We start from the raw sequence: 17,198 nt of genomic DNA, 5'->3' as shown, positions 1-17,198 counted from the left end.
GCCCCCGGGGAAGAATCCGCTCGTTGCCTGCCCACAAGGCAGCCAACCTACACAACACCCATAGCGGAGGATGAGGAATGAACTTGCAGAGAACAGCCCCCAAGACTGGTATCAAACTGGTTATTACCCTGATGGCAGGTCTGATGGTGCAGGCGGCACAAGCCCTGCCGGTCATCGATTTCGGCGTGGCCCAGGGCTACAGCGGTTTCTTCTTCGGTGATGTGAAGGCCCAGAACGATGTCGAGGGCCGGCTGGCCGTCGGCGGCAACTTCAGCGGCAATGGCTCGATCGGCTATCGCGCGCCCCACGGCTCGACCGGCCCCAGCCTGGTGGTCGGTGGCAACGCCCATTTCAACGCCAACGGCGGCATCTTCAACGGCCCCAAGACCCCGGTGGACACCAATGCCACGGTCGGCCCGATCACCGAATACGAGAAGGCCCCGGGCTACGGCGTTTATGGCGGCACGCTCAGCGGCAAGACCCAGGGCATGGATCTGCGCCAGCAAGCCGGCGTGATCGACTTCGCCCAGGCCAAGAACCAGCTCGGCGCCCTGGCGGGCCAGCTGGGTCAGCAGGCCGCCACCGGCACGGTCGCCGCCCCCTGGTCCGACACCACGCTGACCGGCAGCGGCCGCTCCGGTGTGGTCGAGGTCTTCGATCTGAACGCCAAGCTGAACTGGGAAGGCAAGCAAAGCATTGGCACGCTGGAACTCGGCAATGTCGCGGCCGACTCCTGGGTCGTGATCAATGTGCGCAATGCTGGTGACGTGAGTTTCACCGGCGCCTTCCTGGGCCTGTTCGACGATCTGCGCGGCCGTGTGCTGTTCAACTTCGAGAACGCCAGCAATATCGCCGTCAACACCTTCATCGAGGGCAGCATCCTGGCCCCGAAGGCCAACTTCCTGGGCCAGGGCCATGTCGAAGGCACGGTGATCGGCCAGTCGGTGTCGCAGGCCTTCGAGATCGGCCACGAGCCCTTCATCCCGACCTCGCCGGTGCCCGAACCCGAGAGCTATGCGCTGATGCTGGCGGGTCTGGCCGCGATGGGCTTCATCGCACGCCGTCGCCGCCACGCCTGATCAAGACCTCGCCAGGTCCTGACACCAAGACCGCAGCCGCGCCAGTGCGTGGCCTGCGGTTTTTTCTTGCCCGCCACCAGGCGGCATCAGCAACAGATCGCAGCCGGCTTCGGCCAGCAGACGCCCGCGTAAGCCCGGCAAACCGCCCAGCCAGCTGCGCGGCCCGGCCCCGCCCAGCACCATCAGCTCGGCGCCGTTGCGCTGCTGGTGAACCAGCAGTTGGCTGGCGATATCACCGCGCCCGAGTGTGGCCAGCACACGATTGCGACGGCCATCCAGCGAATCGCTGATCTGCAGCAAGCGCTGCTGGGCACGGCTGCGCAGCTCGCGTCGGTAGGCATCGATCAGCGGATGCCGCGAATCGGTGCCGCGCAAAGCCACTTCATTGAAACTGCCGAGCACATGGAACAGCTCGATATGGGCCTGCGGTGCCAGGCTGCAGCTGATGTCGGGCAGTTCGGACCCGGCCTCAGCCAGGTCCAGCGCCACCATCAGGCGCCGGTAGGCGCGCTGCGGCTGGCGCTTGACCACCAGCAGCGGACAAGCGCTGCGGTCCGCCATGCGCGCCAGACTGTGGCCGTAGAGCCAGCGCATCAGCCAGGGTTCGCGCCGGTAGCCCAGCACCAGCAGATCGGCACGGTGCGACAGCGCCACCGGGTCCGGCTGCCGTACGGCCATCTCGGTGCGCACCCGCAGGCCATGGCGCTGCGCCAGCTGGCGGGCAATGCGCTCCAGGCGATCATGCGCATCGGGCGGGCCGTGCTCGCGCGACAGCGGCCTACAAACCACCCACAGCTCGGCAGCCTGTTCGGCGGCCAGCAAGGCAGCACGCTCCATCGCACGGTTGCCGCTCGCTGAAAAATCGCAAAGGGTCAGAATTCTCTTGCAGTGCATCTCGGTGTCCTGAGTGAAGGCGCCACGCCGAGGGGCCAACCGCTCGCCAAAGGCGCGAGCGGGCGGCAACGGCGATGCGGCGCCGGATCGGTCTAGAGCGTGTAGTCGCCGGTGGCTTCGGGCTGGAACAGGATGGCGTCGATCTCGGCCGCGGCCTCGTCGCGATTGGGTGTCTGCCAGCGCGCCAGCGATCCCACCGGCAGGCCCAGCAAGCCCATGCCCACCGGCGACAGCACCGAGACAAAGCCGACGCTGGGCTCCGCGTCATGCGGGTAGCACAGGGTCAGGCGGTGACGCCGCCCGGTCTGGACGCCGACGATCTCCACCTGCGAGTACATCGTGACCACATTGGGCGGCACCTGGCGGGAGTCCACCAGATCGGCGCCGTCGAGCAGCGCCTGCAGCGTCTCATGGGCTTGAGCCTCGAGCAGCTTGCTGAGGCGGCGGTGATCCAGGGCCGTGAGCAGGCGCTCGGGCCTGCCGGTGTTTGGTGTGTGCATGGGGCACTCCGATCGAAGGCAAGCGCGCCGCTTTGAAAAGAGCGGCGCGCGCCGACGCGCTGGGCAGAGGCCCGGCGATCGATGGTGCGCGAAAAGTGAGGAGGGGTGGCGGATCGCCGGGCTTAGAGGGGTGCGGCCGGCTGGGCATGCTGCGCAGCGGCCGCCTGTGCTCGGCAGGCGCACGACTGCAGCGGCGTCGCGAGAGCGGCGCGCTGGGCAGCGAAGCGGGTAGCAAAGACCGGTGCAGACATGAAGGCATTGTAGGCCGGCAGACACGCTTAACCATATGCGCGCTTCTTCCTTGGACCAGCGGGCCGGCTTGCTTACGCTGCGCAGCTCGCTCCCGAAGCCGATCGGCCACAAGCCGCACCACGCTTGCGGGCAAGACCTGACCCCAATATCCGAGCCTCCATGTCGTACCTCCCTGTTTGCCGACCCGCACCGCTGGCGCTGGCCATTCTGCTGGCCTATGCCCTGCCCGCCACCGCTGCCACTGCCGATAGTGCTGCAACCCGCAGCGACATCCAGTCCGCCCCCACCGTGCAGGTCACCGGCTCGCGCATCCTGCGCGCCAAGGCCGAGAGCGCCAACCCGGTCACCGTGATCAAGTCCGAGGACCTGTCCCGCCACGGCTACAAGAATGTCTTCGACGCCCTCAACTCGCTGACCGAGAACACCGGCTTCGTCCAGGGCGCCGACTTCGGCAACACCTTCACGCCGGCCGCCAATGCGATCAGCCTGCGCGGCCTGGGCCCCAACCACACGCTGACGCTGATCAACGGCCGCCGCGTCGCCGACTACCCGACCGCCTACAGCGGCTCGGTCAACTTCGTCGACCTGGCCAACATCCCCTCGGCCCTGATCGACCGCATCGAGATCCTGCATGGCGGCGCATCGGCCGTCTACGGCTCCGACGCGATCGCCGGCGTCGTCAACATCATCCTGAAGAAGCAGACCGACGGCCTGCGCCTGAACCTGAAGGCCGGCGGCACCGAGGACGGCGGCGGCGAGAACGCCCGGCTGCAGCTGACCGGCAATGTGGCCAGCGGCGCGGTCAGCGGCATCTGGGGCCTGGAGCTGAGCAGCCGCCAGCCGATCTGGGCGCGCCAGCGCAGCTTCATGTCCGACAGCACCTTGCAGGGCGCCGCGCCCGCCGTCGTGTTCGGCCGGCGCAACGCCGGCAGCAACTACATCGATCCGGGCGCCGGCACCTGCGAGGCCCTGGGCGGCCTGTTCTCCGGCAGCACCCGGCGCTGGGACAGCAAGACCGGCAGCTTCTGCGCCAGCGGTCGCGCCGGCGCCAACTACTGGACCACCCAGACCGGCAACCGCAGCCTCAACGCCGCCAGCCTGCTGAGCTGGCAGCTCGATGACAGGACCGAGCTGTTCGCCGAAGCGCTGCTGGGCCTGAACCGCACCGAGAACAACACCCGCGGCCCCAGCTGGACCTCGCTGGCCGCCTCCACTGGCTACTTCCGCAATGCAGTGACTGGCAATCTGGAGACCTGGACCCGGCGTATCGCGCCCGAGGAGTTGGGCGGCGTTGATCGCTTCAACCGCGAATGGCGCGACGGCTCGGGCAATCTGGCCCTCGGCGCGCGCGGCGAGCTCGGCGACTGGGGCTATGAGCTGAGCTACAACGCCTCGGTCTACCGCAGCAAGACGCCGGTGCCGCGCTTGCTAGCCAACATCGACGAGTTCTTCCTGGGCAAGCAGCAAGGCGTGGACGCCAAGGGCGTGCCGATCTACGCGCCCGATCCCAAGCGACTGTTCACCGCGCTGACGCCGGCCGAGTACGACAAGCTCAGCGGCAGCAGCGAGGGCCATAGCAAGGCCTGGACCCACGGCCTGAGCCTGAACGTCAACCGCGAGCTGTTCAAGTTGCCGGCCGGCCCGGTGCAGATGGCCGCGCTGGCGGAGATTGGCAGCCAGGGCTTCAGCAACCGCGCTGATCCGCGCCTGGGCCAGGGCGTGTTCTACAACACCACCGAGTCGGCCCTGGTCAAGGGCACGCGCCAACGCACCGCGCTGGGGCTGGAGCTGCAGGCGCCGCTGACCCGGCAGCTCACCGCCACCGTCGCGGGCCGCTACGACGACTACCGCTTTGCCGGCAAGAGCGACGACAAATTCACCTACCAGGGCGGGCTGGAGTTCCGCCCCAACGCCGAGCTGCTGCTGCGCGCCAACCACGCGACCAGCTTCCGCGCGCCGGACATGAACTACATCTACACCGCCGAGTCCAAGGGCTACTACAGTTCCTCGACCGACTACTACGCCTGCGGCCTGAGCGGCCAGCCCCTGGCCACCTGCAGCTTCCGCAATATCTCGCCGGGCTTCAACTACATCAGCAATGGCAGCTCGGATTTGAAGTCCGAGAACGGCCGCAGCCAGGGCCTGGGCCTGGTCTGGTCGCCCAGCACGCAGTTCGATGCCTCGCTGGACTTCTGGAAGATCCATATCGATGACCTGGTCACCAATCTGAGTTCCGACACCTTGCTGCGCGACGAGGCCGACTGCCGCCTGGGCGCCAAGGACATCGGCAGCCCGACCTGCGTGGATGCGATCCGGCGCGTGCGCCGCAATCCAGCCAATGCGGTGGTCCGGCCCGGCGAGGTGCGCGACATCCTGGTCAACCCGATCAATGCGGCGCAGAAAAGCACCCGCGGCTTCGACATCGCCGGTCGCTACAGCTGGCAGACCGTCAGCCTCGGCCAGTTCCAGAGCCGCGTGAAGTACACCAAGGTGCAAAGCTATGTCTACCGCCAGTTCGCCGGCGACGCCGCCAGCAACCAGGTCGGCACGCGCGACTTCGACGACTGGCCCGAGAAGCTGGTCGCCAGCCTGAGCTGGAACCTCGGCCCCTGGTCCAGCACGCTGACCGCGACCCGCAACGGCAAGATCCCCGATGGCGACAAAGGCTGGATCAAGCCCAAGGCCTTGTTCAATATCAGCGGCGGCTACGAGTTCAACGAGAACAGCAAGCTCTCGCTGATCCTCAACAATGTGGCAGGCAGCGTGCCGCTGGACAAGGGCGGCGGCTGGCCCTTCTACCCGACGAGCCGCTACAGCCCGCACGGGCGTCAGGGCTGGATCGAGTTCGAGCACCGCTTCGGCGGTTGAGACAAGCCCGCCCCCTGGAAGCGCTGCGCGCATCCAGGGGGCGGACTTTCTCGGGCAAAGCGTGAGTTAGCGCACGGTACGGCGCCGCGACACCCGGAATCAGGGTTTACGCGGGGCTTTCATGCCAGAAGAATGCGCGCACCCCTTCAAGACAGGATCTCACGCATGCGCCGCTCGACCCCGTTCTCCGCCCTCGCCGCCACCCTGCTGGCGAGCTCGCTGGCCCAGGCGGCGCCGAATGCGCTGGGTCTGGACAAGGGCCTGAACCTGCTGGTGTTCGACAACTTCACCGCCAGCTCCAGCGATGTCGAGGGCCGCGTCGCGGTCGGCGGCAATGCCAAGCTGGGCAGCTACTCGATCAACACCAAGGGCTCGGGCGCGCTGTACGAAGGCATAGGCCTGGCGGTCGGCGGCCATCTGCAGTTCAGCGGCGGCCAGCTGTGGGGCGATACCGTGGTCGGCGGCAATCTGAGCACGCAAAGCGGCGCCAGCTTCATCGGTGATGTGCGGGTGGGCGGCAATCTGAACGCCAACAAGGCCTGGTTGACGGCCGACAGCATCACTTACGGCGGCAGCGCCACCGGCGTGCAGCAATGGCAGAACCCGCTGCCGCAGAAGGCCGCGGCCGGCAGCGCGGTAAAGCTGGGCATCGATTTCGCGGCCGAGCAGGCGCGGCTGAGCAGCTTCTCGCAGCAGCTCGACGGCTTTGCCAACAGCGGCAGCGTTGCCAATGTCTGGGGCAATATGGTGCTGAACGGCCAAGGCGCCGGGCTGGCCGTGTTCGACCTGAATGCCGCCGATGTCGGCAAGAACCTGGAGCTCAGCAATCTGGGCAGCAATGCAACCGTGATCATCAATGTGCACGGCAGCAAGGTCGACTTCGGCAACCACGGCTACACCGGCTTCGACAGTGGCCGCGTGCTGTTCAATCTGGTCGACGCGCAGACGGTCAGCTTCAGCGGCGGCGTCACCGCCTCCTTCCTCGCGCCGCTGGCCAAGTTCACGGCCGGCTCCGGCGTGATCAATGGCCAGGTGATCGCGCAGAGCTGGAGCGGCTCGGTGCAGATCAACGACGCCGCCTTTGCCGGCGCGATCTCGGCCGTGCCCGAGCCCGGCAGCACGGCGATGCTGCTGGCCGGCCTGGGCGTGATCGGCTTCGTGGCGGCGCGCCGCAAGCGCTGAATCAGGTGGCCGCAGTCTTGATGGCGTCTTGACACTGCAGTGCAAAAGCTGGGCGATTTCTTGAGCTGCGGGCCGGGAGACTGAAGGCCTCGCAACAACAGGTCGGCCACGGTGCCGGCCCGGCCCATGCGCCCAGTCGCCATCCTCCAGCACGAGGCCAGCCAAGGCCCCGGCTACCTGCTGGACTTTCTGCAGCAGCAGGACATCCCCTTCCAGATCTTCCATCCTGCCCAGGGTCAGGACTTGCCCCTGCGGGCCAGCGACCACAGCGGCCTGGTGGTGCTGGGCAGCAACCACAGCGCCAATGAAGACCTGCCCTGGATAGCTCAGGAGATCGCGCTGCTGCAGGCGGCGCTGAGCCGCGATGTGCCCGTGCTGGGCCATTGCTTCGGCGGCCAGTTGCTGGCCCGCGCGATGGGTGCCCAGGTGCACCGCAATGCCTGGCCCCATATCGGCTGGAGCCGGCTGGCGGTGACGCCGGCGGCGCGCACGCTATTCGGTGGCGCGAGCCATGCCACGCTGTTCAACTGGCATTACGACAGCTTCGAGATCCCGCGCGGCGCCGCCCGCACGCTGTTCGGCATGCATGGCCTGAACAAGGGCTTCGCCCATGGCAAGCATCTGGGCTTCCAGTCCCATCTGGAGGTCACCGAGGCCAGCGTGCGCGCCTGGTGCGAAGAATCCCGGCAAGAACTGACCCTGGCCCACGGCCCGGCCGTGCAGACCGAGGCGCAGATGCTGCAGGGCCTGCGCGAGCGCACCGCCGAGCTGCACCGGGTGGCGCGCGGCGTCTACCAGCAATGGGCCACAGGCCTGAGCCGCCCGACCCTGGTGCAGCTGCATGGCGGCTGGTGAGGCCTGGGCCGATTCGCTGGCCCACGCATTCGACGACGAGGCGCATGCCAAGACTATGCTCTGTTGCACCGTCGCCATGAGCGATGCCGTATTTGCTATCACTCAGAGTAAGGAAGAGCGTATCTGCAAGCTGTAATCAGCGGACTTTCGTCGACTTCGCATAGCAAATACAGCAATCAATCGCCATGTCGTTAGCAGCAAAAAATGCCTTATTTGCTATAGTCAGGCATACAAGAAGCGTTGTCGCCCGGTGGTGAGAGCGCTTCATGCCACTACCGCGATAGCACATACAGCATATGGACAGCCTTTATTCCCTCGGCCGAGCTGTGGCGCAGCTGAGGCAGGAACACGGGATGACCCAGAAGCAGCTCGCGGCTCTTTGCGGCCTCGGTCAGTCGACCCTGGCCCGCTTTGAGACGGGCGGCGTCGCGGAGTTCGGCTCGCGCAAGCTGCTTCGCCTGCTGGAGGTCCTGGGCCACGAGCTGTCGTTCACGCCAAAGAGCAGCAGCTTCACCCTGGACGATGCCCTGGCGGAACGGCAGCGTCAGGCGCAGGAAACGACTGAGGCCAACGCCTCGGGACGCACCCAGCGATGAAGCTGCACGTCTACGTCCACAACCAAGCTGTCGCCACACTGGAGTCGACGGACGGCTTCCGGCATGTGATGACCTACCACCCGGACGTCCAGCCGGAGCAGTTCGTCTCCCTGCTCATGCCCGTGCGCACGGAGTCCTACGCCTATCCGGAACTGCATCCGCTGTTCCGGATGAACCTGCCCGAGGGCTTTCTGCTCTCCATCCTGCAAGAGCAACTGGGACCGCACGTCGGCGCATCGCCACTGAACCTGCTCTCCGTCGTCGGGCGCAATGCCATCGGGCGGGTCAAGGTGGCCACACCAGGTGCGGACCCAACGCAGCCGCCGGTGCCCTTTGACCTGAACGGCATCCTGCGGGGCGACAACTCGGAAGAGGCCTTTGTTGACCTGGTGCGCCGTCACGCGGCGTCTGGCGTGTCCGGCGTCGTTCCGAAGTTCCTCTCGCCGAACACACTCGGCGAGCACGGCAAGGGCACCCTGGCCACCGAGCGCTACATCGTCAAAGGCACGACCGCTCGGCTGCCCGGCGTGGCCCTCAACGAACACCTGTGCATGGAAGTGTCGCGCCAGGCCGGGTTTCCGACGGCGACGACCGAGGTCTCCGACGACGGACAAGCCCTGGTGGTGCATCGCTTCGACTTCGAGGCCGACGGCACGACCCGCAAGGGCATGGAAGACCTGTGCAGCTTGCTCACGCTGCGGCCCGAGCAGAAGTACGAGTCGACGTGGGAGCGCGTTGTCGGGCGTATCAAGGACGTCACGCCTCAGGCCGAGCAGCAGAACGCGGCGCTCTCGCGTCTCGCCGACCTGCTGCTGCTGACCTACGCGCTGCGCAATGCCGACTGCCACACGAAAAACATCGCCCTGCTCTACAGCTCCCGCGACCACATCGAGCTGGCGCCCGTCTACGACATGCTGACCATCACGGTCTACGACGACTACGCGAAGAATCCACCGGGCATGCCCGTCGATGGGCGCAGCACCTGGATGCCTGGCAAGGCCCTGGAGCGGTTTCTGCAGACGAGATGCAACGTGATGCCGGCGCAAACGCTGGACCGCGTGGAGCGCATCTGCGAGGCCATCGTGCAGGTCACGCCTCAGGTGGTCGCCGCCACGGCGCAGTACCCCGCGTTTTACGAGACGGGCAAGCGCATGCTGCATGCCTGGAACGACGGGATGAACAGCCTGCGTCTTCAGAAAACATGGAGCCTGCCGTCGCTGGACAAGCCCATAGCGGCGGCCAAATTCTCTGACCCCGAGCCCATCAGCCCCACGAAGCCCGAGAAGCTTGGCCGCTCGCCACTGCTGGGGCGCTAATCGCAGCCACGACCACAACGGACTCGCCTGACAGCCTAGCGGCGCCGGCGCCACCACAGCCAGGCACCGCTGAAGCCCAGGCTGAACAGCGTGAGGCCCACCAGGCCGGTGGCCACCTCGTGCAGCGGCCCGCCCAGGGTGCCGGCATGCAGCGGGTAGATCCAGGCGGTGCTGCGCCCGCCCAGGTCGAGCTGGTTCCAGCGCTGCTGGGCCAGGATGCGGCCGTCGACCGGATGCAGCCAGACCGAGGACAGACCGTTGGGATGCGGATCGTCCGGCAGCTTCAGCCGCACGCGCACCGGCCGGTTCTCCGCCGCGCCCAGCTGCACATAGCCGACCATGCCCTCGGGCCAGCGCGCCTGGGCTCGCGCGACGATCTGGTCCAGCGTCAGCTGCGGCCCCTCGGCCTTGCCAACCTTGGGCGGCTTGGGTGGCGTCTCGCCGGCCAGGCTGCTGACCCAGACGGCCATCGGCCGCCAGGCCATCCAGGCCCCGCTGGCTACCGAGACCGCGATCAGCAGACCGATCACGACGCCGCTAGAGCGGTGCAGGTCGAACAGCGCGCGCGTCGTGCCCTTGCCCAGCTTCAGCGCGAAGGCGTGGCGCCAGGCCGCCGCGTTCGTCGGCCACCACAGCACCACCCCGGTCAGCAGCAGGGCCAGGTAGGACAGCGAGACGCCGGCCAGGATGGCCTTGCCGGTATCGCCCAGCAGCAGCTCGCTGTGCAGCTCGAAGATGAAGTTGGCCGCGCCCTCGGCCTCGCCGCGCCGGCCCAGCTCGCGGCCGCTGGCCGGGTCCACATAGACCGTACCGGCCCATTGCGGGCTCCTCAGCACCACGTGCAGCGACTCGCCGGCCTCGCGCGGCGGGCGCAGCGTCAGGCTCGTCTGCGGGCCGAATTCGGCGCTCAGGCGCTGGCGCAGCGGCTCCAGCGCCGCCGGCTCGCCCTGCGTGGTCGCCCGGAACAGCTCAGGGTGCACGACCTGGTCCAGCGGGCGCAGCACCGTCAGCGCCGCGCCCAGCAAGGCGGCCAGCGCCAGCAGCAGGCCCAGGGTCAGCCCGATCCAGCGGTGCAGCCACATCCAGGCGCGGCGCGCCCTCAGCACGAAAGCCATCGGGATCAGAAGTCCAGCTTGGCGGTCACGCGCAGGGTGCGCGGCGCGCCGACGCCCAGCAGGTTGTTCCCGGCGGTGCTCCAGTAGTCCTTGTCGGTCGCGTTCTCCAGATTGGCCTGCAGGCTCAGCGACTGGTTGGCCAGCTTGGTCTGGTAGCGGGCGCCCAGCGAGACCACCTGATAGGACGGGATCCAGGCCTGGTTGCTGTTGTTCACCGCGCGCTTGCCGACGTGATAGACGCCGGCATTGAAGGCCAGGCCCGGCACCATCGGCAGGCGGTACTCGCCGAACAGGCTGAGGGTGTTCTTGGGCGTGTTCTCGGGCGTCTTGCCCAGTTCGGCGGCACTGGCCGCCTTGATGATTTCGGCATCCAGCAGCACGGTGGACGCCACCAGCGCGAAGTCGCGGCCGATCTCGCCGCTGGCAGAGAACTCCAGACCGCGGTAGCGGCTCTGGCCGCCGACCTGGTAGACGTTGGCGATGGTGGTGGCCTGCGCACGCTCGATCTCGAACAGCGCGGTCTGCAGCAGCAGGCTCTGGCCGAGGCGCGCCTTCAGGCCCAGCTCCTTCTGCTTGCTCAAGGCCGGCGGCAGGATGGCGCCGGCGTTGCTGACCGTCAGCGGCGCGGTGCCGGTCTCTTCCAGGCCACGCAGCAGGCTGGCATAGACACTCAGGTTCGTCATCGGCGTCCACATCACCGAGACATTCGGCGTGGTCTTGTCGACCTCGTAGGGCTTGCCGAGGCCGCTGGCGCTGCTGCTCTGGCTGCGGTAGTCGGTGCGGCGCACGCCGGCCAGCAGCTGCCACTGCTCGCCGATCGAGATACGGTCGTAGACGTACAGGCCACGGTCGCGGATCTCGGAGGGGAAGCCGGTCTGCGTCAGCGTCGGGGTGACCGGCGCGACGTCCACCGGCGCATAGAGGTTCTGCGGTGCCGTCGCCGTGCCGCTGCGCCAGCCGGCGCTTTCGCGCAAGTTGTAGCTGCCGCCCAGGGTCAGTTCGTGCTGGACGCCGGCAGTGGCGAAACGGCCGATCGCCTCGATGCGGTGGTTGGTGTTGGTGTAGGCCTGGCCCTTCAGCACATTGATGTTGACCCGCCCGGCACCGGTCTGGTTGTTGTAGTTCTGGAAGGTGTTGAGATTGCGGTCGCGCTTGGTCTCGGCGCGGCCGGTCTCCAGGCTGACGACCCAGTCGTCATTCAAGGCGATATCGCCGCGCACCAGCGCGTTGGTGGCCTCGGCGTCATAACGTGCCCAGTCGGCCGCGAGATTGGTCTTGTTGTCAGGCACGCTCGGCAGGCTGATCGCAGCGTTCACTGCAGCAGGCAGCTGGATCGCGGCCTGCTCGCTGACGTCCTTGCGGTAGTGCTCCAGGTCCACCTTCAGGTTGGCGACCGGCGAGACGCGCCAGTCGTAGGCCAGGGTCAGCAGGCCGCGGTCGCCCTTGAAATTGGCGATGCCGTTCTCTTCCTTGCCGGCCGCAGCGTTCAGGCGGATGCCCATGCTGTCGTCGGCACCGAAGCGCCGGCCCAGGTCCACATGGGCCTTGATGCCGCCGTGATCATTGATCGTCGTCGTCAGCGAGGTGACCGGCTTGAGGCCGGCGCGCTTGGTGACGAAGTTGACGATGCCCGAGGGCGGCACCATGCCGTAGTACATCGACGAGGCGCCCTTCAGCACCTCGACCTGCTCCTTGTTCTCGAGCGGGATGTCGATCAGGTTGATCACCGGCAGGCTGCCGTTGAGCCGGTAGTTGCCGCGGTTCTCGACGATGATGCCGCGGATCGACAGGTTGTCGTAGGTCGAGCCGCTGACCTGGGAGCGGGTCACGCCGGCGGTGTTGCGCAGCGCGTCGAACAGGCCTTGCGCCCCCTGCGCGTCCAGCAGCTCGCGCGACATCACGTTGTTGGTCAGCGGCACGTCCAGCGGGTCCTGGTCGCGGAAGGCGCCGACCTGGACCGAGCTGGGCGCGAAGCTCTTCTGGCGCTCGCCGCTCACGACGACGGTATCGAGCAGGCTGGGCGAAGCGGCCAGCGCGGCCTGGGCGGCGAGCGTCAGCGTGGACAGGGCAAGGCTGCGCCGGGCAGCCGGCAGGCGGAGGGTGGACATGGGCGGGAGAGTTATTTAATGCGAATTGTTCGCATTCTAATCTCAAGCCCTGATTGATTCAGGGCATCAGCCGATAGCCCACCGCCGTCTCGGTCAGCAGATGGCGGGGCTGGGCCGGCTGGTCTTCGAGCTTCTGACGCAGCTGGCCCATATAGACGCGCAGATAGTGGTTGTCCTCGACATGGCTGGGACCCCAGACCGCCTTCAGCAGCTGACGGTGCGTCAGCACCTTGCCGGCGTTGGCGATCAGATGGGTCAGCAGCCGGTACTCGATCGGCGTCAGGTGCACGGCCTGGCCCTCGCGCAGCACGCGCCGTGCTGCCAGGTCCACCTCGACGGCGCCGAAGCGGAACACCGTCTGCGCCGGCTCGCCCGCCGCTGCGGCCGACTGGCTGCGTCGCAGCGCCACCCGCACCCGCGCCATCAGCTCGCCGACGCCGAAGGGCTTGGTCAGATAGTCGTCGGCGCCGGCATCGAGCGCGGCGATCTTGTCGGCCTCGCTGGCGCGCGCGCTCAGCACGATCACCGGCACGCCGGACCAGGCGCGCAGGTCCTTCAGATAGTTGATGCCGTCGTCATCGGGCAGGCCCAGGTCCAGCACGATCAGCTCGGGCCGGCGCGTGCCGGCATCGATCAGGCCCTGGCGCACGGTCTCGCATTCATGCACCTGCCAGCCCTCGGCCTCCAGCGCCATGCGCACGAAACGGCGGATGCTGGGTTCGTCCTCGACGATCAGCGCAACGGGAGAAGGATCACTCATGGTCTTCGATATCGGGGAGCGGCGGCGGGTTGCCCAGCGGCAGGGTCAGCACGAAGGCAGCGCCGCCGCCGGGCACCGGCTCTGCATGGATGCCGCCTTGATGGGCTTGCATGATGGCACGGCAGATCGCCAGCCCGAGGCCGACGCCGGGGGTGCTGCTCTCGCTCTTGGCACGGGCGAATTTCTCGAACAGCGCCTCCTCGCGGCCGGGCGGCAGGCCGGGGCCGTTGTCGGCCACGCGCAGCCACAGCTCGGCCTCGCGCAGCTCGGCCGAGATGCGTATCAGGCTGCCGGCCGGTGTGTACTTGACCGCGTTCTCAAGCAGGTTGCACAGCACCCGCTCGATCAGCACCGCGTCCAGATTGATCATGGGCAGGCCCGGCGACAGCTCGGTCTGCACGCGGTGCGCGACCAGGCTGGCCTGCATGGCCTGCAGCGCGCTGCCCACCACCTCCTCGACCGGCTGCCACTGCAGGCGCAGCTGCACCGCGCCGCTTTGCAGCCGCGCCATGTCCAGCAGGTTGTTGACCATCGCGTTGATGCGCTGCGACTCGCGCTGCAGCGCCTGCGCCATCTCGCGGCCGGCCTCGGGCAGGGCCGGCAGTGCGGCCAAGGTGTCGGCCAGGCCGTAGACCACGGCCAGCGGCGTGCGCAGATCATGCGACAGCGCCGAGAGCAGCGAATTGCGCAGGCGCTCGGATTCGATATGCACCAGCGCGTCCTGCGCCACCTCGACATAGTGCACCCGCTCCAGCGCCTGGCCGATGATGCTGGCATAGGTATCGAGCTGGGCGCGGCGCTCCGGCTGCATCACGCTGGCCAGATCGCGCGGCCGCAGGGCCAGTACACCGCGCGCGCGCATCGGCGCCTGCAGCGGCAGATAGAACCAGGCGCTGCCCGGCAGGGTGTCGGTGGCCAGGCCAGCCGCCTGGCCATGGTCCAGCGCCCAGCGCGCGGTGCCGAGGTCGGGCGGATCGGCCTCGCCCTCGGGCAGCAGCAAGGCGTCTTTCAGATCCAGCACCAGCACCAGGGCCCGGCCATGCAGCTCGCGCGACAGGCTGCTCTGCGCACTCTGCACCACCTGCTCGGTCTGCAGCGCGCCGGACAGCTCGCGGGTCAGCTCGAACAGGGCCCGCGAGCGCGCCTCACGCTCGGCCGCGATCTGGGCCTGGTAGCGCAGATGGGCGGTCAGCTGGCCGGTGATCAGGCCCACGGCCAGCATCACGACAAAGGTCAAGAGGTACTGCACATCCGAGACCGCGAAGCTCAGATGCGGCGCGATGAAAAAGAAGTCGAACAGGCCGACGCTCAGAAAGCTGGCCAGCACCGAAGGGCCGCGCCCCCAGCGCAGCGAGACCCCCAGCACCGTCAGCAGGAAGAGCATGACGATATTGGCCTCGTCGAAGACCGGCTGCAGCGGCAGCGCCAGCGCGGTGGTGCCCACGCAGGCCAGCGCCGCAAAGGCATAGCGCTGCCATTGCCGGCTCCAGACCAGGCCGGGGTCGACGGCCTCCGGCAGCGGCGCCGGCGTGGCCGGCTGGCCGACCTCGATCAGGTCGACATCGCTGGCGCTGTCCGCCAGGCGCTGGTGCAGGCCGGGGCCCCCGAGCAGACGGCGCCAGGCCGGCCGCGGCGCGGCGCGGCCCAACACCAGCTGCGAGAGATTGTTCTCGCGGGCATGGCTCACCAGGGCCGGAGCCGGGTCTTGCGCCTGCAAGACGGCGGTGACCGCACCCAGATCATGGGCCAGGCGCACCACCCGCAGAATGCGCTCGCGCTGCGCGTCGGGCAGGCGCCGCAGCGCCGGCGTCTCGACGTAGACCGCATGCCAGGACACATTGAGCTGTTGGGCCAGGCGCGCGGCCGCGCGCACCACATGCTCGGCCCCCGAGCCATTGGATTCAGGGCCGATCGCACAAAGGATGGCGGCCTCGGTCTTCCAGACCTGGGCTATTGACTGCTTGCTGCGCCAGGCCTGCACATCATCCTCGACGCGGTCGGCGGTGCGGCGCAGCGCCAGCTCGCGCAAGGCCATCAGATTGCCCTTGCGGAAGAAGTTCCTGGCCGCGCGCTCAGCCTGGGCCGGCATATAGACCTTGCCGGCGCTCAGGCGCGCCAGCAACTCGTCGGCCGGCGTGTCCACCATCACGACCTCGTCGGCGGCATCGAAGAAGGTGTCCGGCAGGGTCTCCTGCACACGCACACCGGTGATGCCGCCCACCACATCGTTGAGGCTTTCCAGATGCTGGACGTTCAGCGTCGTGTAGACATCGATGCCATGGGCCAGCAGTTCCTCGACATCCTGCCAGCGCTTCGGATGCCGCGAGCCGGCCACATTGCTGTGGGCCAACTCGTCGACCAGGATCAGCGCGGGCTGCCTCGCCAGCGCGCCATCGAGATCGAACTCGGGCAGGGTCTTGCCGCGGTACTCGACCTGGCGCGGCGGCAGGATCTCCAGGCCCTCGGTCAGCGCCATGGTCTCGCTGCGGCCATGGGTCTCGACCACGCCGACCAGCGGCGCCCGCCCCTCGGCCCTCCATTCGGCACTCAGCTTGCGGGCCGCCTGCAACATCGCATAGGTCTTGCCGACGCCGGCCGAGGAGCCGAAGTAGATGCGCAGCTTGCCTCGCGCGGCTTTCTCTTCCTCTTCGCGCAGCTGCTCCAGCAGCGCGTCGGGGTCGGGGCGCTGATCGTCGCTCATAGCCACCCTGCCCGTTTGAAGCGATACCAAAGACCGACGCAGCCCGTGGTGATCAGGCCCAGCGCGGCCGGATAACCCCATTGCCATTTCAGCTCGGGCATCCCCTCGAAGTTCATGCCCCAGATGCCGGCAAAGGCGGTGGCTGCGGCAAAGATGCCGGCCCAGGCGGCCAGGCGCTTGGTCACATCGCTGTCCTCGATGGCCACCATCGACAGATTGGCCTGGATGGCCGTGCCTATGGTCTCGCGCACCGACTCGATCGCGCCGTGGATGCGCGCCAGATGGTCGGCCACATCGCGGAAGTAGTCCTCGGACTTCGCACAGATCGGCGGCGTGCGGCCGCCATGCAGCTTGGACAGCATTTCCAGCATCGGCGCCACGGCCCGGCGCAGCAGCATCAGGCGGCGCTTCAAGGCATAGAGCCGCTGGATGTTGTCGCGCGCCGCACCGCTGGTGAAGATGCTTTGCTCGATCTCCTCCAGCTCCGACTCCAGCAGATCGACGATGGGGAAATAGCGATCCACCACCGCATCCATCAGCGCATACAGCACGAAGCTGGGGCCCTGGCGCAAGAGCTCGGGCTCGCGCTCGCAGCGCTCGCGCACGCCAAGGAAATCCAGCTTGCTGCCCTTGCGCACCGACAGCACATGGTTGCGGCCGACAAAGACCATCACCTCGCCGAGCTGCAGTTCGCCGCCGACCCAGTCGATCAGGTGCATCACGACGAAGAGATCGTCGCCATACTCCTCGACCTTGGGTCGCTGGTGGCCATGGCTGGCGTCCTCGACCGCCAGGCTGTGCAGATTGAAGAGCCGCCGGTAGCTCTCCAGCTCGGCGGCATCGCTGTCGCGCAGCGCCACCCAGACGAAGGTGTCCGGCTGGTCCAGATAGGCCCCCAGCTCCTCGGGGGCCAGGTCGGCCACCTTGTGGCCTTCGCGATAGGCGGCGCAGTTGATCAGCATCGTCGCATTG

The 17,198-nt window shown here is 67.7% G+C and carries 13 protein-coding genes; 6 read left to right on the top strand and 7 right to left on the bottom strand.

Annotation, left to right across the window (positions count from 1 at the left end; all coding sequences use genetic code 11):
• The first annotated feature begins 77 nt into the window (after positions 1-77).
• The gene (locus tag ABGI63_RS13120) at positions 78-1,079 is read left to right on the top strand and encodes a choice-of-anchor A family protein (protein ID WP_349742818.1); all 1,002 of its coding nucleotides are present in this window, start codon (positions 78-80) and stop codon (positions 1,077-1,079) included.
• On the opposite strand, the gene ABGI63_RS13115 is transcribed toward ABGI63_RS13120, so the two are convergent.
• Positions 1,080-1,973 carry a universal stress protein gene (locus ABGI63_RS13115; protein WP_349742817.1) on the bottom strand — a complete coding sequence of 298 codons (894 nt, stop codon included), beginning with the start codon at positions 1,971-1,973 and terminating at the stop codon, positions 1,080-1,082.
• 92 nt (positions 1,974-2,065) lie between these two features.
• The gene (locus ABGI63_RS13110) at positions 2,066-2,473 is read right to left on the bottom strand and encodes a GreA/GreB family elongation factor (RefSeq protein ID WP_349742816.1); all 408 of its coding nucleotides are present in this window, start codon (positions 2,471-2,473) and stop codon (positions 2,066-2,068) included.
• A 411-nt stretch (positions 2,474-2,884) separates the two neighbouring features.
• Here ABGI63_RS13110 and ABGI63_RS13105 point away from each other — a divergent pair, with 411 nt between their 5' ends.
• The 5 genes from ABGI63_RS13105 to ABGI63_RS13085 all read left to right on the top strand — a co-directional run bounded on the left by ABGI63_RS13105 (position 2,885) and on the right by ABGI63_RS13085 (position 9,542).
• Positions 2,885-5,593 (top strand): TonB-dependent receptor plug domain-containing protein, encoded by a 2,709-nt coding sequence (locus ABGI63_RS13105; protein WP_349742815.1) that lies wholly within the window; start codon positions 2,885-2,887, stop codon positions 5,591-5,593.
• 165 nt (positions 5,594-5,758) lie between these two features.
• The gene (locus ABGI63_RS13100; protein WP_349742814.1) at positions 5,759-6,775 is read left to right on the top strand and encodes a choice-of-anchor A family protein; all 1,017 of its coding nucleotides are present in this window, start codon (positions 5,759-5,761) and stop codon (positions 6,773-6,775) included.
• 126 nt (positions 6,776-6,901) lie between these two features.
• Entirely contained in the window at positions 6,902-7,630 is a 729-nt protein-coding gene (locus tag ABGI63_RS13095) for a type 1 glutamine amidotransferase (protein WP_349742813.1), read from the top strand.
• Between the two features lie 296 nt (positions 7,631-7,926).
• Positions 7,927-8,226: a helix-turn-helix domain-containing protein gene (locus ABGI63_RS13090; RefSeq protein WP_349742812.1), complete on the top strand. Its 300-nt coding sequence runs from the start codon at positions 7,927-7,929 to the stop codon at positions 8,224-8,226.
• The gene (locus ABGI63_RS13085; RefSeq protein WP_349742811.1) at positions 8,223-9,542 is read left to right on the top strand and encodes a type II toxin-antitoxin system HipA family toxin; all 1,320 of its coding nucleotides are present in this window, start codon (positions 8,223-8,225) and stop codon (positions 9,540-9,542) included. The genes ABGI63_RS13090 and ABGI63_RS13085 overlap by 4 nt, the downstream gene beginning before the upstream one ends.
• A gap of 35 nt (positions 9,543-9,577) precedes the next feature.
• Here ABGI63_RS13085 and ABGI63_RS13080 read toward each other — a convergent pair whose 3' ends face one another.
• Genes ABGI63_RS13080 through ABGI63_RS13060 form a run of 5 tightly spaced genes read right to left on the bottom strand, consistent with a single transcriptional unit; the run spans position 9,578 to position 17,188 of the window.
• The gene (locus ABGI63_RS13080) at positions 9,578-10,657 is read right to left on the bottom strand and encodes a PepSY-associated TM helix domain-containing protein (protein ID WP_349742810.1); all 1,080 of its coding nucleotides are present in this window, start codon (positions 10,655-10,657) and stop codon (positions 9,578-9,580) included.
• Between the two features lie 5 nt (positions 10,658-10,662).
• The gene (locus ABGI63_RS13075) at positions 10,663-12,765 is read right to left on the bottom strand and encodes a TonB-dependent receptor (RefSeq protein ID WP_349742809.1); all 2,103 of its coding nucleotides are present in this window, start codon (positions 12,763-12,765) and stop codon (positions 10,663-10,665) included.
• A gap of 58 nt (positions 12,766-12,823) precedes the next feature.
• Entirely contained in the window at positions 12,824-13,525 is a 702-nt protein-coding gene (kdpE, locus tag ABGI63_RS13070) for a two-component system response regulator KdpE (protein WP_137943009.1), read from the bottom strand.
• Entirely contained in the window at positions 13,518-16,226 is a 2,709-nt protein-coding gene (locus ABGI63_RS13065) for a DUF4118 domain-containing protein (protein ID WP_349742808.1), read from the bottom strand. Before ABGI63_RS13065 ends, kdpE begins: the two co-directional genes overlap by 8 nt.
• On the bottom strand, positions 16,223-17,188 hold the full coding sequence (locus ABGI63_RS13060) for a magnesium and cobalt transport protein CorA (RefSeq protein ID WP_349742807.1): 966 nt from the start codon (positions 17,186-17,188) through the stop codon (positions 16,223-16,225). Before ABGI63_RS13060 ends, ABGI63_RS13065 begins: the two co-directional genes overlap by 4 nt.
• Positions 17,189-17,198: the final 10 nt, after the last annotated feature.

It is taken from the genome of Roseateles cavernae (assembly GCF_040187885.1).
Taxonomy (GTDB): domain Bacteria; phylum Pseudomonadota; class Gammaproteobacteria; order Burkholderiales; family Burkholderiaceae_C; genus Roseateles_E; species Roseateles_E cavernae.
This window is presented reverse-complemented; position numbering and strand designations above follow the sequence as displayed.

Excerpts from the sequence above, each read along its gene's own strand:
- ABGI63_RS13120 (WP_349742818.1), top strand. The coding sequence starts at position 78 with ATGAACTTGCAGAGAACAGCCCCCAAGACTGGTATCAAACTGGTTATT.
- ABGI63_RS13115 (WP_349742817.1), bottom strand. The coding sequence starts at position 1,973 with ATGCACTGCAAGAGAATTCTGACCCTTTGCGATTTTTCAGCGAGCGGC.
- ABGI63_RS13110 (WP_349742816.1), bottom strand. The coding sequence starts at position 2,473 with ATGCACACACCAAACACCGGCAGGCCCGAGCGCCTGCTCACGGCCCTG.
- ABGI63_RS13105 (WP_349742815.1), top strand. The coding sequence starts at position 2,885 with ATGTCGTACCTCCCTGTTTGCCGACCCGCACCGCTGGCGCTGGCCATT.
- ABGI63_RS13100 (WP_349742814.1), top strand. The coding sequence starts at position 5,759 with ATGCGCCGCTCGACCCCGTTCTCCGCCCTCGCCGCCACCCTGCTGGCG.
- ABGI63_RS13095 (WP_349742813.1), top strand. The coding sequence starts at position 6,902 with ATGCGCCCAGTCGCCATCCTCCAGCACGAGGCCAGCCAAGGCCCCGGC.
- ABGI63_RS13090 (WP_349742812.1), top strand. The coding sequence starts at position 7,927 with ATGGACAGCCTTTATTCCCTCGGCCGAGCTGTGGCGCAGCTGAGGCAG.
- ABGI63_RS13085 (WP_349742811.1), top strand. The coding sequence starts at position 8,223 with ATGAAGCTGCACGTCTACGTCCACAACCAAGCTGTCGCCACACTGGAG.
- ABGI63_RS13080 (WP_349742810.1), bottom strand. The coding sequence starts at position 10,657 with ATGGCTTTCGTGCTGAGGGCGCGCCGCGCCTGGATGTGGCTGCACCGC.
- ABGI63_RS13075 (WP_349742809.1), bottom strand. The coding sequence starts at position 12,765 with ATGTCCACCCTCCGCCTGCCGGCTGCCCGGCGCAGCCTTGCCCTGTCC.
- kdpE (WP_137943009.1), bottom strand. The coding sequence starts at position 13,525 with ATGAGTGATCCTTCTCCCGTTGCGCTGATCGTCGAGGACGAACCCAGC.
- ABGI63_RS13065 (WP_349742808.1), bottom strand. The coding sequence starts at position 16,226 with ATGAGCGACGATCAGCGCCCCGACCCCGACGCGCTGCTGGAGCAGCTG.
- ABGI63_RS13060 (WP_349742807.1), bottom strand. The coding sequence starts at position 17,188 with ATGCTGATCAACTGCGCCGCCTATCGCGAAGGCCACAAGGTGGCCGAC.